This window comes from Nocardioides sp. JS614, assembly GCF_000015265.1.
GTDB lineage: Bacteria > Actinomycetota > Actinomycetes > Propionibacteriales > Nocardioidaceae > Nocardioides.
Genome location: NC_008699.1, coordinates 2,935,358 through 2,949,414 on the forward strand (window position 1 = coordinate 2,935,358; position 14,057 = coordinate 2,949,414).

16 protein-coding genes are annotated in these 14,057 nt (G+C 72.5%); 5 read left to right on the plus strand and 11 right to left on the minus strand.

Annotated features, from left to right (window positions below):
- The 4 genes from NOCA_RS26580 to NOCA_RS15495 are packed head-to-tail and all read right to left on the minus strand — an operon-like array spanning window position 1 to window position 3,754.
- Entirely contained in the window at window positions 1–1,164 is a 1,164-nt protein-coding gene (locus tag NOCA_RS26580; protein ID WP_011756204.1) for an acetyl-CoA C-acetyltransferase, read from the minus strand.
- Window positions 1,157–1,789, minus strand: coding sequence for a TetR/AcrR family transcriptional regulator (locus tag NOCA_RS15485; RefSeq protein WP_011756205.1), 633 nt, complete (start codon window positions 1,787–1,789; stop codon window positions 1,157–1,159). The genes NOCA_RS26580 and NOCA_RS15485 overlap by 8 nt, the downstream gene beginning before the upstream one ends.
- Before the next feature lie 4 nt (window positions 1,790–1,793).
- Complete coding sequence (locus tag NOCA_RS15490) at window positions 1,794–2,576, minus strand: SDR family oxidoreductase (protein ID WP_011756206.1); 783 nt, start codon at window positions 2,574–2,576, stop codon at window positions 1,794–1,796.
- Window positions 2,573–3,754: an acyl-CoA dehydrogenase family protein gene (locus NOCA_RS15495; protein WP_041546580.1), complete on the minus strand. Its 1,182-nt coding sequence runs from the start codon at window positions 3,752–3,754 to the stop codon at window positions 2,573–2,575. Before NOCA_RS15495 ends, NOCA_RS15490 begins: the two co-directional genes overlap by 4 nt.
- Before the next feature lie 48 nt (window positions 3,755–3,802).
- Between NOCA_RS15495 and NOCA_RS15500 the strand changes: the two genes are divergently transcribed.
- Genes NOCA_RS15500 through NOCA_RS28005 form a run of 5 tightly spaced genes read left to right on the plus strand, consistent with a single transcriptional unit; the run spans window position 3,803 to window position 8,938 of the window.
- Window positions 3,803–5,272 (plus strand): FadD3 family acyl-CoA ligase, encoded by a 1,470-nt coding sequence (locus NOCA_RS15500; protein ID WP_011756208.1) that lies wholly within the window; start codon window positions 3,803–3,805, stop codon window positions 5,270–5,272.
- The gene (locus NOCA_RS15505; RefSeq protein WP_011756209.1) at window positions 5,272–6,453 is read left to right on the plus strand and encodes an acyl-CoA dehydrogenase family protein; all 1,182 of its coding nucleotides are present in this window, start codon (window positions 5,272–5,274) and stop codon (window positions 6,451–6,453) included. Before NOCA_RS15500 ends, NOCA_RS15505 begins: the two co-directional genes overlap by 1 nt.
- The gene (locus tag NOCA_RS15510; protein ID WP_011756210.1) at window positions 6,450–7,319 is read left to right on the plus strand and encodes an acyl-CoA dehydrogenase family protein; all 870 of its coding nucleotides are present in this window, start codon (window positions 6,450–6,452) and stop codon (window positions 7,317–7,319) included. The genes NOCA_RS15505 and NOCA_RS15510 overlap by 4 nt, the downstream gene beginning before the upstream one ends.
- Window positions 7,319–8,290 (plus strand): acyl-CoA dehydrogenase family protein, encoded by a 972-nt coding sequence (locus NOCA_RS15515; RefSeq protein ID WP_011756211.1) that lies wholly within the window; start codon window positions 7,319–7,321, stop codon window positions 8,288–8,290. The genes NOCA_RS15510 and NOCA_RS15515 overlap by 1 nt, the downstream gene beginning before the upstream one ends.
- Before the next feature lie 3 nt (window positions 8,291–8,293).
- Window positions 8,294–8,938 (plus strand): cupin domain-containing protein, encoded by a 645-nt coding sequence (locus NOCA_RS28005; RefSeq protein ID WP_197687779.1) that lies wholly within the window; start codon window positions 8,294–8,296, stop codon window positions 8,936–8,938.
- 21 nt (window positions 8,939–8,959) lie between these two features.
- Here NOCA_RS28005 and NOCA_RS15530 read toward each other — a convergent pair whose 3' ends face one another.
- The 7 genes from NOCA_RS15530 to NOCA_RS15555 all read right to left on the minus strand — a co-directional run bounded on the left by NOCA_RS15530 (window position 8,960) and on the right by NOCA_RS15555 (window position 14,050).
- A complete protein-coding gene (locus NOCA_RS15530; protein WP_238383356.1) occupies window positions 8,960–9,610 on the minus strand; it encodes a flavin reductase family protein in 651 nt (216 codons plus the stop codon).
- A gap of 42 nt (window positions 9,611–9,652) precedes the next feature.
- A complete protein-coding gene (gene hsaC, locus NOCA_RS15535; RefSeq protein WP_011756214.1) occupies window positions 9,653–10,555 on the minus strand; it encodes an iron-dependent extradiol dioxygenase HsaC in 903 nt (300 codons plus the stop codon).
- Window positions 10,552–11,460, minus strand: coding sequence for a 4,5:9,10-diseco-3-hydroxy-5,9,17-trioxoandrosta-1(10),2-diene-4-oate hydrolase (gene hsaD / locus NOCA_RS15540; RefSeq protein ID WP_011756215.1), 909 nt, complete (start codon window positions 11,458–11,460; stop codon window positions 10,552–10,554). Before hsaD ends, hsaC begins: the two co-directional genes overlap by 4 nt.
- A 1-nt stretch (window position 11,461) precedes the next feature.
- Entirely contained in the window at window positions 11,462–12,628 is a 1,167-nt protein-coding gene (hsaA, locus tag NOCA_RS15545; protein ID WP_011756216.1) for a 3-hydroxy-9,10-secoandrosta-1,3,5(10)-triene-9,17-dione monooxygenase oxygenase subunit, read from the minus strand.
- A gap of 115 nt (window positions 12,629–12,743) precedes the next feature.
- Window positions 12,744–12,965 carry a hypothetical protein gene (locus NOCA_RS15550; protein WP_011756217.1) on the minus strand — a complete coding sequence of 74 codons (222 nt, stop codon included), beginning with the start codon at window positions 12,963–12,965 and terminating at the stop codon, window positions 12,744–12,746.
- Window positions 12,966–13,075: 110 nt separating this feature from the next.
- Complete coding sequence (locus NOCA_RS28475) at window positions 13,076–13,210, minus strand: hypothetical protein (protein ID WP_011756218.1); 135 nt, start codon at window positions 13,208–13,210, stop codon at window positions 13,076–13,078.
- A gap of 18 nt (window positions 13,211–13,228) precedes the next feature.
- The gene (locus NOCA_RS15555) at window positions 13,229–14,050 is read right to left on the minus strand and encodes a 2-keto-4-pentenoate hydratase (RefSeq protein ID WP_011756219.1); all 822 of its coding nucleotides are present in this window, start codon (window positions 14,048–14,050) and stop codon (window positions 13,229–13,231) included.
- Window positions 14,051–14,057: the final 7 nt, after the last annotated feature.

A 14,057-nucleotide genomic window follows, 5' to 3' on the forward strand; every position in this document is an offset into this window, starting at 1 on the left:
TCAGAGTCGCTCGATGATCGTGACGTTGGCCTGGCCGCCGCCCTCGCACATGGTCTGCAGCCCGTAGCGGCCACCGGTGCGCTCCAGTTCGCCGAGGAGCGTCGTCATCAGGCGCGCCCCGGTGGCGCCGATCGGATGGCCCAGGGCGATCGCGCCGCCGTTGACGTTGACCCGCTGGTGGGGGGCCCCGGTCTCCTTCATCCAGGCCAGCACCACGGGCGCGAAGGCCTCGTTGCACTCGAACAGGTCGATGTCCTCGATCGCCAGGCCGCTGCGCTCCAGCGCGTGCCTGGTCGCCCGGATCGGGCCGGTGAGCATCCAGACCGGGTCGTCCCCGCGCACTGAGAGATGGTGGATCCGCGCCCGCGGCGTCAGCCCGTGATCGCGTACGGCGGCCTCCGACGCGATCAGCATCGCCACCGACGCGTCGGAGATCTGGGAGGCCACGGCGGCGGTGATCCGCCCGTCCGGGATCAGCGGCGACAGCGCCGCCATCTTCGAGAGCGACGTGTCGCGCGGGCACTGGTCCGTGTCGACGACGGTCCCGTCGGGCAGCGTGACCGGCTCGATCTCGTCCTTGAACCGCCCCTCCGCGATCGCCGCCCGCGCGCGCTCGTGGGAGACCAGCGCGAACGACTCCATCTCCTCGCGCGAGAGACCCCACTTCTCCGCGATCAGCTCCGCGGCGCGGAACTGGCTGACCTCCTGGTCGCCGTACCTCGCGAGCCAGCCCGGCGACTCGGCGAACGGCGTGGAGAACCCGTACTGCTGGCCGACGAGCATCGCGGACGAGATCGGGATCGCGCTCATGTTCTGCACGCCTCCGGCGACCACGAGGTCCTGGGTGCCGGAGAGCACGCCCTGGGCGGCGAAGTGCACCGCCTGCTGGGCCGAGCCGCACTGGCGGTCGATGGTCACGCCCGGCACGTGGTCGGGCAGCCCCGCGACCAGCCACGCCGTGCGGGCCACGTCTCCGGCCTGCGAGCCGATCGTGTCGCAGCAGCCGAGGATCACGTCGTCCACGGCGCCCGGGTCCACGCCGGTACGCCGCATCAGGGCGGCGATCGAGTGCGCGCCGAGGTCGGCGGAGTGGACGCCAGCCAGCGCTCCCCCGCGCTTGCCGACCGGCGTGCGGACGGCGTCGACGATGTAGGCCTCAGGCACGGGCGATCCCTTCGAGCAGGATGGACAGGTACTGCCGCGCGATCTCGGTGTGCGTGCGCCGGCCGCCGGGCCGGTACCAGGACACGGCGACCCAGACGGTGTCGCGGATGAAGCGGTAGGTCAGCTCGAGGTCGAGGTCGTCGCGCAGCACCCCGGCGTCGACGCCGGTGCGCAGCAGGGTCAGCCAGACCTGCTGGGACTGCCGGTTGCGGTCGGCGAGGTAGGCGAACCGGTCGAACGTGAGCAGGTAGGCCGCCTCGTTCTGGAAGATCGCCACCTCGTCGCGGTGCTTGTCGATCGCCTCGAAGGAGACGAGTACGGCCTGCTCGAGCTTGGCCCGCGGGTCGAGGTCGCCGCCGAGGATGTCGTCGTACTGCCCGAAGAGCTCCTCCTGGAAGGTGCGCAGGATCTCGTCGACCATCGACTCCTTGGAGTCGAAGTGGTGGTACAGGCTGCCCGAGAGGATGCCGGCGGCGTCGGCGATGTCGCGCACCGTGGTGTTCTTGAAGCCCTTCTCGGCGAACAGACCGGCGGCGATCTGCAGCAGCTGGGCACGACGGGTGTGCGGAGCCTCGGACTCGGGCGTCTTCTGCGCGGACTTCTGCACGGACTTCTGGGCGGACATGTCCCTAGCCTCGCTGACTGCTCACGGAGACGACCTCGCCGGTCAGGTACGACGAGTAGTCGCTCGCCAGGAACACCATCACGTTGGCGACCTCCCACGGCTCCGCGGCCCGGCCGAACGCCTCGCGGCCCGTGAGCTCGGCGAGCAGCTCGTCGGAGGTGACCTTCGCCAGGAACGGGTGCATCGCCAGGCTCGGCGCCACGGCGTTGACCCGGATGCCGTGCGGAGCCAGGTCGAGCGCCGCGCACCGGGTCAGCGCCATCACCCCCGCCTTGGCGGCGGCGTAGTGCGCCTGGCCCTCCTGGGCGCGCCAGCCGATCACCGAGGCGTTGTTGACGATCACGCCGGCACGACCGGACGCCGTCATCCGCTGCCCGGCGGCGCGCACGCACCGGAAGGTCCCGGTCAGCGTGATGTCGAGGACCCGCGACCACTGCTCGTCGGTCATCTCCAGCACGCTCGCCGTGCCACCCAGGCCGGCGTTGTTGACCATCACGTCGACGCCGCCGAGATCCTCGGCCGCGTCCAGCAGCACCTGCACCTGCGCCTCGTCGGTGACGTCGCAGACCAGCTGGCGGACCCGGTCGCGGCCGAACTCCCCCGCCAGCGCCTCCTCCGCCTCGGCGAGCCGGCGCTCGTGGGTGTCGCTGAACACCACCGCCTTCGCGCCCTCCTCGAGCACGCGGCGTACGACGGCGGCGCCGATGCCCGCGCCGGCGGCGGCGGTCACGACGACCACCTTCCCGGCGAGCAGGTCGTGGCCGGGGACGTAGGCGGGAGCGGTCATCCGCGAGCCTCCTTCGGTAGGCCGAGCACCCGCTCGGCGAGGATGTTGCGCTGGACCTCGTCGCTGCCGCCGTAGATCGTGTCGGCGCGCGAGAACAGGAAGAGCCGCTGCCAGCGGTCCAGCTGGTACGGCGCCTCCGGGGAGCCCGGCAGCGCGGTCAGCCCGCCCGCGCCGGCGACGTCCATCGCGACCTCGCCGAGCCGCCGGTGCCAGCCCGCCCAGACGAGCTTGAAGACCGAGGCGCTGCCGGCGTCGTTCGACGCGAGCCCGCGCAGCGCCTGGAACCGCATCACCTCGAGCTCGACCTTCAGCGCGGCCAGCCGGTCGCGGAGCACCGGGTCGTCGATCGCACCGGTCTCTCGCGCGAGGTCCACGACACCGGACAGCTCGCGAGCGAAGCCGACCACCTGACCGAGCACGGACACCCCGCGCTCGAAGCCGAGCAGCGCCATCGCGACCCGCCAGCCGCCGCCGGGCTCCCCCACGACCAGGTCGGCGGCGGTCCGGGCCCCGGTGAAGAAGACCTCGTTGAACTCCGACCCGCCGGTGAGCTGCTCGATCGGCCGGATCTCCACGCCGTCCTGCTCCAGCGGCACGAGCAGGAACGACAGCCCGTGGTGGCGCGTGGACCCCGGCACGGTGCGGCAGACGACGAACGCCCACTGGCTGAGGTGGGCGTTCGACGTCCACACCTTCTGCCCGTCGATCACCCACTCGTCGCCGACGAGTCGTGCCTTGGTCTGCACGTTGGCGAGGTCGGAGCCGGCGTCGGGCTCGGAGTAGCCCTGCGCCCACAGGTCCTCGACCGCCACGATCCGCGGCAGGAACCGCTGCTGCTGCTCGGGCGTGCCGAACGCGATCAGGGTCGGTCCGAGCAGCTCCTCGCCGAGATGGTTCACCCGTCCCGGCGCGTCGGCGCGTGCGTACTCCTCGTGGAAGATCACCTGCTGGACCAGGCTCAGCCCGCGCCCGCCGTGCTCGGTCGGCCAGCCCAGGCAGGTCCAGCCGTGCTCGGCGAGCAGCCGGTTCCAGGCCACCCGTTCCTCGTGCGCCTCGTGGTCGCGGCCGGCGCCGCCGAGCCCCTTGAGCGCGGCCCACTCGCCGGTCAGGTGCTCCTCGAGCCAGCCCCGCACCTCCGCGCGGAAGGCCTGGTCGGCCGGGGAGTAGGTCAGGTCCACGAGTGGTAGTCTACCAAGCAATTGCTTGGTTGGCTGACGGAGGTGGCGATGCAGGACACGATCCCGGGCGTGCTCCGCGCTGCCGCGGAGCGGTTCGGCGACCACCCGGCGTACGTCGAGGGCGGGGTGACGACCAGCTTCACGGACCTGCTGGGGCGGGTGCGCCGGACGGCGGCGGGCTACCGCGCCCGCGGCCTGAGCCCGGGCGACCGGGTCGTGGTGTGGGCCCCCAACAGCGTCGACTGGGTCGTCGCCGCGCTCGCCGTCTCGTACGCCGGCGGCACCCTGGTGCCGGCGAACTCGCGCTACACCGGCCACGAGGTCGCCGACCTGGTCGACCGCACCGGGGCCGTGCTGGTCGTGGTCGCCGACGGGTTCCTCGGCCGGACCCAGGTCGCCGACCTGCGCGCGGCCGGCGCGCTGCCCGGCGTGCGGGAGGTCATCGACCTGGCCCGGATCGCCGAGGTCGAGGCCGAGCCGGGCGTGATCGACGAGGTCGCCGCCGCGGTCTCCCCCGACGACGTCGCCGACATCCTGTTCACCTCCGGCACCACGGGCCGGCCCAAGGGCGCGATGTCCGCGCACCGGCAGACCGTCGGCGTGGCCCGTGCCTGGGGCTCGCTGGGCGGGGTGAGCACCGAGGACCGCTACCTGGTGGTCAACCCGTTCTTCCACTCGTTCGGCTACAAGGTCGGCATCGTCACCGGCCTGATCACCGGGGCGACCCTGTACCCGCTCGCGACGTTCGACCTGGACGAGACGATGCGGCTGATCGAGACGGAGCGGATCACGGTGCTGCCGGGAGCCCCGACCATCTACCAGTCCCTGCTGTCCGCCCCGGGGCGCGCCGGGCGGGACCTCTCCTCGCTGCGGCTCGCGGTCACCGGAGCCGCCGTCGTACCCGTCGTGCTCATCGAGCGGATGCGCGAGGAGCTCGGCATCGACCACGTGGTGACGGCGTTCGGCATGACCGAGGCGGTCGTGGTCACGATGTGCCGCGACGGCGACTCCGCCGAGACGGTGGCGACCACGTGCGGGCGCGCCATCCCCGGGATGGAGACGAGGATCGGCGCGCGGGGCGAGCTCCTGGTGCGCGGCGAGTTCGTGATGCTCGGCTACCTCGACGACCCCGCGGCGACCGCCGAGGCGATCGACGCGGAGGGCTGGCTGCACACCGGCGACGTCGGCGTGCTCGACGAGCACGGCAACCTCTCGATCACCGACCGGCTCAAGGACATGTACATCTGCGGCGGCTTCAACGTGTACCCCGCCGAGGTCGAGCAGGCGCTCGCCCGGATGGACGGCGTCGCCGACGTCGCCGTCGTCGGGGTCCCGGACGAGCGGCTGGGCGAGGTCGGGAAGGCGTACGTCGTCGGCGCGGTGACGCCCGACGAGGTGCTCGCCTTCGCCAAGGAGCGGCTCGCGAACTTCAAGGTCCCGCGGTCCGTCGAGGTGACCGACGCGCTGCCGCGCAACCTGTCCGGCAAGGTGCTGAAGAACGAGCTGAGGGGCTCCTGATGGATCTGACCCTGTCCGCGCCGGAGCTCGCGTTCCGCGACGAGGCGCGCGCCTGGCTGGCCGCGAACGTGCCGGCGCAACCGCTGCCCTCGATGGACACCGCCGAGGGCTTCCGCGCCCACCAGGAGTGGGAGCGGCGGCTCGCCGAGGCCCGGTGGTCGGTCGTGTCCTGGCCCGAGGAGTACCACGGTCGCGAGGCCTCGCTCGTCGAGTGGGTGATCTTCGAGGAGGAGTACTACCGCGCCGGGGCACCGGGCCGGGTCAGCCAGAACGGGATCTTCCTGCTCTCCCCGATCGTCTTCGACCACGGCACGAAGGAGCAGCAGGACCGGTTCCTGCCCGCGATGGCGACCGGCGAGCAGGTCTGGGCGCAGTGCTGGTCCGAGCCCGAGGCCGGCTCCGACCTGGCGGCGCTGCGGTCCACGGCCGTCCGCGACGACGCTCGCGGCGGCTGGGTGCTGAACGGGCAGAAGACCTGGTCCTCGCGGGCCTCCTTCGCCCACTGGGGCTTCGGGCTGTTCCGGTCCGACCCCGACGCCGAGCGGCACCGGGGGCTGACCTACTTCCTGTTCCCGCTCGACGCCGAGGGCATCACGGTCCGGCCGATCGCCCAGCTCGACGGCGAGGTCGGCTTCGCGGAGGTGTTCTTCTCGGACGTCTTCGTGCCGGACTCCGACGTCCTGGGCGCGCCGGGTGACGGCTGGCGGGTCGCGATGTCGACGGCCGGCAACGAGCGCGGCCTGTCGCTGCGCTCCCCCGGCCGGTTCTGCGCCGCCGCCGACCGGCTGGTGGAGCTCTACCGGGAGCAGACGGGGGTTTCAAGGCTCGCTGGGCTCGCACCTCAACCGCCGTCCGCCGGTGCGGGCGTCGTGGACGCCTGGATCAAGGCCCAGGCCTACCGGCTCTACACCTGGGGCACGGTGACCCGGCTGGCCTCGGGCGGCGACCTGGGTGCCGCCGGGTCGGTCAACAAGGTGTTCTGGTCCGAGCTCGACGTCGCGCTCCACGAGACCGCGCTCGACCTGCTCGGGCCGGAGGCCGAGGTGGAGTCGACCTGGCTGGACGGCTACACGTTCTCGCTCTCGGGTCCGATCTACGCCGGCACCAACGAGATCCAGCGCAACATCGTCGCCGAGCGGATCCTCGGCCTGCCGCGCGAGGCCAGGGGGGCAGCCAAGTGAGGTTCGTCCCCGACGACGATCAGCGCGACCTCGCGGCCGCGCTCGAGAGCCTGCTCGGCGCGGCCGACACCGTCGCCGTCGCCCGCGCCTGGGCCGACGGCGACCACGACCCGGGCCGGAAGCTCTGGGCCCGACTCGCGGAGCTGGGCGTCACCCAGCTCGCCACCGAGGCGACGCCGGTCGAGGTGTGCCTCGCCTTCGAGGCGCTCGGCCGGCACGCCGTGCCCGGCCCGTGGGTCGAGTCGGCGGCGTACCTCCCGATCGCGCTCGGCCAGGAGGTGGACGGCATCGCGACCGTGGCGCTGCCACCGGTCGTGCCCTACGCGCTCGACGCCGACATCGCCGACCGGGTGTACGTCGGCACCACGCCCGCCGAGTCCGTCGGCGAGGAGGTCGGCTCCGTCGACCGGACTCGCCACCTGTTCCCCGTCACCGGCTCGGGCGAGACCGACGAGGCGGCATTCGAGCTGGCGGTGCTCGCGACGGCCGCCCAGCTGCTCGGCGCCGGCGAGCGGATCCTGGCCGACACGGTGGCCTACGCCAAACAGCGCCGGCAGTTCGGCCGCGAGATCGGGTCCTATCAGGCGATCAAGCACGCCCTCGCCGACGTCCGGATCGCGCTCGACTTCGCGCGGCCGCTGGTGCTCGGCGCGGCGCTCGGCGAGGTGCCGGCCGCGGCCGCCAAGGTCGCCTGCGCGGACGCGGCGTACCTCTCCTCGCGCACCGGGCTCCAGGTCCACGGCGCGGTCGGCTACACCCAGGAGCTCGACCTGAGCCTGTGGCTGACCAAGGTCCGCGCGCTGGTCACCGCGTGGGGCACCCCCGCGTTCCACCGCGCGCGGCTGCTCGAGGGGCTGGTGGGCTGATGGAGTTCGCCCTGTCCGAGGAGCAGCAGGAGCTCGCGGCCACCGTGCGCGGGCTGCTCGCCAAGCGGGCCGACCCCCGCGCCGCCTCCTTCGACGAGGCCCTGTGGCAGACGCTCTGCGAGCAGATCGGCGTCGCGGCGCTGGGCATCCCCGAGGAGTACGGCGGCGCCGGGTTCACCCTCTTCGAGGCCCTGGTCGCCCTCGAGGAGGTCGGCCGGTCGCTGGCGCCCTCGCCCCTGCTCGGCTCGCTGCTGGCCTCGGAAGCGCTGCTCGCCGGCGCCGACGAGGACGCCAAGCAGCGGCTGCTGCCGCGGCTGGCGGCCGGTGAGGTCGGGGCGCTCGCCGACGGCGCAGACGCGGCCGACGTGCTCGACGGTGACCACGCGGCGGTGCTCGTGGTGGCCACCGACGACGGCCTGTTCGAGGTCGCCCCCGAGACGGCCGACCGCTCCTGGACGCCGTCCATGGACCAGACGATCCGGCTCGCGACGGTCCGCTCCGACCTGTCCGCGGCGACCCGGGTCGGGGCCGGTCCGGCGGCCCGCGACCGGGCCCGGCTGGTCGGGGCCGTCGGCTGCGCCACCCTCGCCGTCGGTGGCGCGGCCCGGGCCCTGGAGATGACCGTGGCGTACTCGAAGGAGCGGGTCCAGTTCGGCCGGCCGATCGGCTCGTTCCAGGCGCTCAAGCACCGGATGGCCGACATGCACGTCCGGCTCGAGATGGCCCGCTCGGCCTCCTGGGCCGCGTCGTACGCCGTCGCGGCCGGCACCGACGACGCCGAGCAGCTCGCGCACGTCGCCAAGGCCTACTGCAGCGAGGCGTTCGCGAACATCGCGGGCGAGACCGTCCAGCTGCACGGCGGCATCGCGATCACCTGGGAGCACGACGCCCACCTGGTCCTCAAGCGCGCCCACGCGCTCGGCCAGCTGTACGGACCTCCGCACGCCCACCGGGCCGCCGTGGCACTCTGAGGCATGCGCACGACGGGCACGGTCCGGTCCTGGAGCGACGGTGAGGGCTGGGGAGTCATCGACTCCCCCGACACCCCGGGCGGGTGCTGGGCGCACTTCTCCGCGCTGCGGATGGACGGCTTCAAGGGCCTGGTGCCCGGCCAGGCGGTGGTGCTCGACTGCGAGGAGGCGGCCCAGGACGGCTACGACTTCCGCGCCACGGTCGTCTGGCCGGGTGGGACGCCGGCGACCTCGGCGTACTCCAGCGGGCTGGACGTGACCCTCGACGGCGGCCCGGCGCCGATCCGGGTGTTCCGGCCCGCCGACCTGGTCGGTGCCGACCCGACGCCGGGGATGGACCGGCAGCGGGCCTTCGAGCTGCCGCTGGTGTGGACCGGCCAGGTCGAGACCGCGCCCGGCGTCGTCTCCGGCTGGCACCACCACGACATCAACGAGTCGAGCCTCTACATCGTGCGCGGGCTGCTGCGCTTCGAGTTCGAGGGCCACGACGGGTACGTCGAAGCCGGGCCGGGCGACTTCGTCCACGTGCCGTCGTTCACCGTCCACCGCGAGAGCAACCCGCTCGACGAGCCGTCGCTCGCGGTGATCGTCCGGGCCGGCGGCGGGACGCCCACCGTCAACGTCGCCCCGCCGGAGGGCCGGTCCTAGCAGGCGGTCCTAGCAGCCGGGTCAGCGGCGGTCGGTGCCGCGGTACTCGCCGCGGTAGAACAGCAGCGGGCCGACCGCGGCGGCGTCGTCGTCGGTGATCAGGTCGATCACGCGCCCGATCACGATGTAGTGGTCGCCGGCCGCGTGCACCTGGTGGATCGTGCAGTCGACGTGGGCCAGGGCGCCCTCGAGCATCGGCGACCCGGTGCCCGGCGACGGGGTCCACTTCACGTCCGCGAACTTGTCGGCGCCGCGGCTGGCCATCGTGTTCGAGAGCTCGGCCTGGTCCGCGGCGAGGAAGTTCACGCAGAACTTGCCCGAGCGCTGGATCAGCGGCCAGGCCCGCGAGGTCTTGGCGGGGATGAACAGCACCAGCGGCGGGTCCAGGGAGACGCTCGAGAACGACTGGCAGGTCAGGCCGACCGGCTCGTCGCCGCTGATCCCGGTGACGACGGTGACGCCGGAGCCGAACCGGCCGAGCACGTCGCGGAACCGCCGGGCCGCCGCCATGGTCTCGGGGTCGTCGCGGACGGCGACGTCCTCGCCGGGACGGAACTCGAAGTCGATGTCCTGGTCGCCGAGCCACGAGCTGATCAGCTCCGGGCTCGGCCAGGTCTCGCGCGCGTCCGGGCTCATGCCCTCCGGGATCTCACGGCTCGGCTCGGAGGTCATGTGGTCGAGTTTCTCACTGCTCCCGAAATCGCTGGGCATCGCTCACCCGGCCGCCGCGCCGAAGTCGTGGCCCCAGTACGACACCGCGGTCGACTCCCGCGCCACCCAGCGCGCGTCGTCGACGGTGAGCCCGTCGGTGCCGAACTCGACGTCGAAGCCGCCCGGCGACCTCACGTAGAAGGAGATCATCTCGTCGTTCATGTGCCGCCCGAGCGTCGCCGACAGCGGCGCCCGGTGCTTGCGCACCCGCTCGAGCGCGCGGCCGACGTGGTCCAGCTCGTCGACCTCCAGCATGATGTGGACGCACTTGGCCGGGTTGGGCATCGGCAGGAACGCCAACGAGTGGTGGCGCGGGTTCACCCCGAGGAACCGCAGCCACACCTTCGACCCCGGCTCCTTGCCGACGAACTCCCCCGGCATGCTCATCGAGTCGCGCAGCCGGAACCCGAGCACGTCGGTGTAGAACCGCAGCGCCTCGACGTCGTCGAGCACCGGCAGCACGATGTGGCCCATCCCCTGGTCGCCGGTCACGAACTTCGCGGCGTACGGCGTCACCACGGGGCGGGACTCGTAGCTGATGCCGTGGAACAGCTCGAAGACGTTGTCCCACGGGTCGCTGAACCGGACCAGCTCCTGCACCCGGCGCTCGTCGAGCTCCTCACGGGTGCCCTCCTCGAAGTCGACCCCCGCCTTCTGCAGGTGCTCGCGGGCCTCCTGCAGCGCGCGGTGGTCGGCGACCTCCCAGCCCACGCAGGCGAGCTGGTCGACGTCGGCCGGGAACACGACCAGCCGCGCGGAGACCTCGTCGATGCGCCAGTACTGGTGCTCAGGGTCGGGCCCACGGCCGGCGGCGAGCCCGAGGACCTTGCCCGCGAAGGTCTCCCACCGGGACAGGTCGGTGCTGGCCACGCGGACGTAGCCCATGGACTTGATGTCGATGGTCACGACTCCCCCTCGGGGCGCTCGACGTGCCGGGCCAGGAACGCGATGGAGACCTCGGCGAACTCGTCGGCGGCCTCGACCTGCGCCCAGTGCCCGCAGTTCGCGAAGACATGCAGCTGGGCCTTCGGGATCAGCTTGAGGGCGGCGAACGCGCCGTCGAGCGGGTTGACCCGGTCCTCGCGGCCCCAGGTCAGCAGGGTGTGCTTGCGCAGCCGGTGCGCCTCGCGCCAGAGCATGCCGTCCTCGGCCGTCTCGGGGTTCCAGAAGGACATCCCCATCGAGCGCATCGCGTCCTGGGCGCCGGGGGCGGTCGCGTCGGCGAACCGCTCCTCGACCAGCTCGTCGGTGACCAGCCGCTGGTCGACCACCATCGTCGAGATGAACGCCCGCAGGTTCTCCCGCGTCGGCTCGGCCCCGAAGTCCATCAGCCGCTGCACGCCCTCGGTCGGGTCGGCGTGGAACAGGTTGAGCGAGAGCCCGCCGGGACCCATCAGGACCAGCCGCCCGACGCGGTCGGGGTGGTCGAGCGCGAGCCGCATCGCCGTACCGCCGCCGAGGCTGTTGCCGAGCAGGTGCACCCGGTCGATGCCGAGCTCGTCGAGCAGCGCGACCACGTGGTCGGCGGAGTGGCGGTAGTAGTTGCCGACGACCGGTGGCTTGTCGGAGGCGCCGAAGCCGGGCTGGTCGACGAGCAGGGTGCGGAACGACGCGGCGAACCTCGGCAGCGCGCTGCCGAAGTTCGACCACGCCGATGCTCCCGGCCCACCGCCGTGCAGCATCACGAGCGGCAGCCCGCCGCCGACCGGCGCCCCGGTCGCGGAGGTCGCCGCGGTCCCGGCCTCGTAGTAGCTGAGCGTGATGTCCTTCGCCTTGGCGGAGCGCTGCGCGCTCTCCTTCGTGAGAGCCAACTCAGTACATCCCCGGGTCGATCTTGTGCCCGAACTCGTGCGCGCCGTACATCTGCAGCGCCCGCTCGGGGTCGTTGGCGGCGTGCACCCGGCCGGCGTGGGCGTCGCGCCAGGCGCGCTGCAGGTAGGTGCCGGTCGCGAGCGCGCGGCCGCCGGAGGCCTCGAACAGCGAGTCGATCGCGTCGATCGCGCGCTGGGTGCCGAGCACCTGGTCGCGGCGCACCTTGAGCCGCAGGCCGAGCGGGATCTTCTCCCCGCGCGCGACGCAGGCCTGCTCCTCGCGGATGTTGTTGACCAGCAGCGCCCACGCGGCGTCGATGTCGGAGGAGGCCTTCGCGATCCGGACGGCCGCGAACGGGTCGAGCGAGGCCTTCTCACCGAGGTACGCCGCGCGCACCCGCTTCTGCTGCATCTCGACGTGCTCGGCGTACGCGCCCAGCGCCATGCCGATGATCGGCGTGGTGATCGTGCCGGTGAAGATCGAGTGGAAGGGCAGCTTGTAGAGGTCGGAGGGGTTCTGCTCCTGGCCCGGGCCGAAGCAGCGGCCGGTGTCCCCCATCGAGAGCGTGAACTCCTCGGGGACGAACACGTCCTCCACCACGATGTCGTTGGAGCCGGTGCCGGACAGGCCGACGACGTTCCAGACGTCGTTGATCGTGTAGTTCTCGCGCGGCACCAGGAAGGTCTTGAAGTCCACGACCTGGCCCTCGTCGTTGAACACCAGGCCGCCGAGCAGCACCCAGCTGCAGTGGTCGCACCCGGAGGAGAAGCTCCACTTGCCGGACAGGGTGTAGCCGCCGTCAGCGACCAGCGCCTTGCCGGTCGGGGCGTACGACGAGCTCACCCGGGTCGCGGTGTCCGCGCCCCACACGGCCTGCTGGGCCCGGTCGGGGAACAGCGCGATCTGCCACGGGTGGACGCCGACCACGCTGGAGACCCAGCCGGTGGAGCCGCACGCGCCGGCGATGTCGCGCACCGCGGTGTAGAAGTCGACGGGGTCGGCCTCGTGGCCGTCGAACCTCCGGGGCTGGAGCAGCCGGAAGAACCCGACCTCCTCGAGCTCCTTGATCGAGGCATCGGGGACGACGCGAAGACGCTCGGCCTCGTCGGCCCGCTCCCGGATCCCGGGCAGCAGGTCACGGACGCCATCGAGAACAGCCTGGGACATCGCAGCTCCTGTCGTGGTCGGACAGGAGCAATACTAGAACACGTTCTTGTTTTGGTCGAGACGGCGCGCGCCCGCACCGGTCGAGTGCAGGCCGGGCGCAGGGCCGGGCGGCGGATCAGGGGCAGGCGATCCGGAACGCCGGGTAGCCGAGGCCGTCGACGTAGACCAGGCTGCCGGCGTCGACCAGGTCCCACAGGGTCGCCATCACGTCGCAGCGCTCGGCGTGCCGGTCGGCGACGGCGGTGAGCACCTCGAAGGGCGACCAGGCACCGTTGCCGACCGCGACGAGGACGGCTTCGGTGAGAGTGGCGGGTGCGGTCAGCGTGCTGAGGCTCATGGCGGGTCCTGGTGGACGGTGGGATCGAGTTCCTGACATCTCCAGGATCGGCCGAACGGGTCCGGGGCGGAGCGGCGGAAGGTCCCGACCTCCGGAGACTTCGGTCCTTTCTATGCCGAAGGGTCGACGCCGATCATCCAGCGCGGCTCGATACTGCCCCCCTCCTCGGCGGCGCGCAGCAGCTTGTACATCAGGTCGGTGCCGATGTTGCCCGGCCCCACGATGGCTGCGGTCGATCTGGGCATCTGCTCACTCCTCGCGGATCATTCGGTGAAGGTGACGCTGAGCGGCGCGAAGCCGCTGATGGTCGCGACGACGCGGTCGCCCGGGGCGAACGGCACGAACGGGCCCAGCGCCCCGGACAGGATCAGGTGGCCGGCGCGCAGCGGGTCCCCGAAGCGGTGCGCCTGCACCGCCAGCCAGCGCAGCGCCTCGAGCGGGTCGCCCAGGCAGGCGAGGCCGGTGCCCGACGAGCGCTCCTCGCCGTTGATCGTCAGCGACATGACGACATCCCGCGGCTCGAGCTCGTCCAGCGGGTGGCCATCGGCGCCGACCACGAACAGGCCGCTGGAGGCGTTGTCGGCGACGGTGTCGGTGAACCCGATCCGCCAGTCGGCGATCCGCGAGTCGACGATCTCGAGCGCCGGCAGTGCGACCTCGACGGCGTCTCGGACCAGGTCGAGGGTGATCTCGGCGCCCTCGGCGGGGTCGATGTCGCGGGCGAGGACGAAGGCGACCTCGGCCTCCACCCGGGGCTGGAGCAGCGTGCGCATCGAGATCGGCCCGTCGCGCCGCTCGCGGGGGGAGACGTCCATGTCGTCGAGCAGGTAGCCGAAGTCCGGCTGGTCGACGCCCAGCTGGGTCTGCACCGCCTCCGACGTCGCGCCGATCTTGCGGCCGACGACCCGGGCTCCCCCGGCGATCCGGGCCTGCACGAGACCCTGCTGCACGGCGTACGCCGCGGCCAGGTCGTCGGTGCCGATCAGGTCGCGGACGGGCGCGCACGGGACACCGGTGGCCTGGGCCTGGGAGAGTCGGTCGACGGCGGCCGTGATCGAGGCCGCTCTCGAGTCCTGGGAGGTCACGTGACCG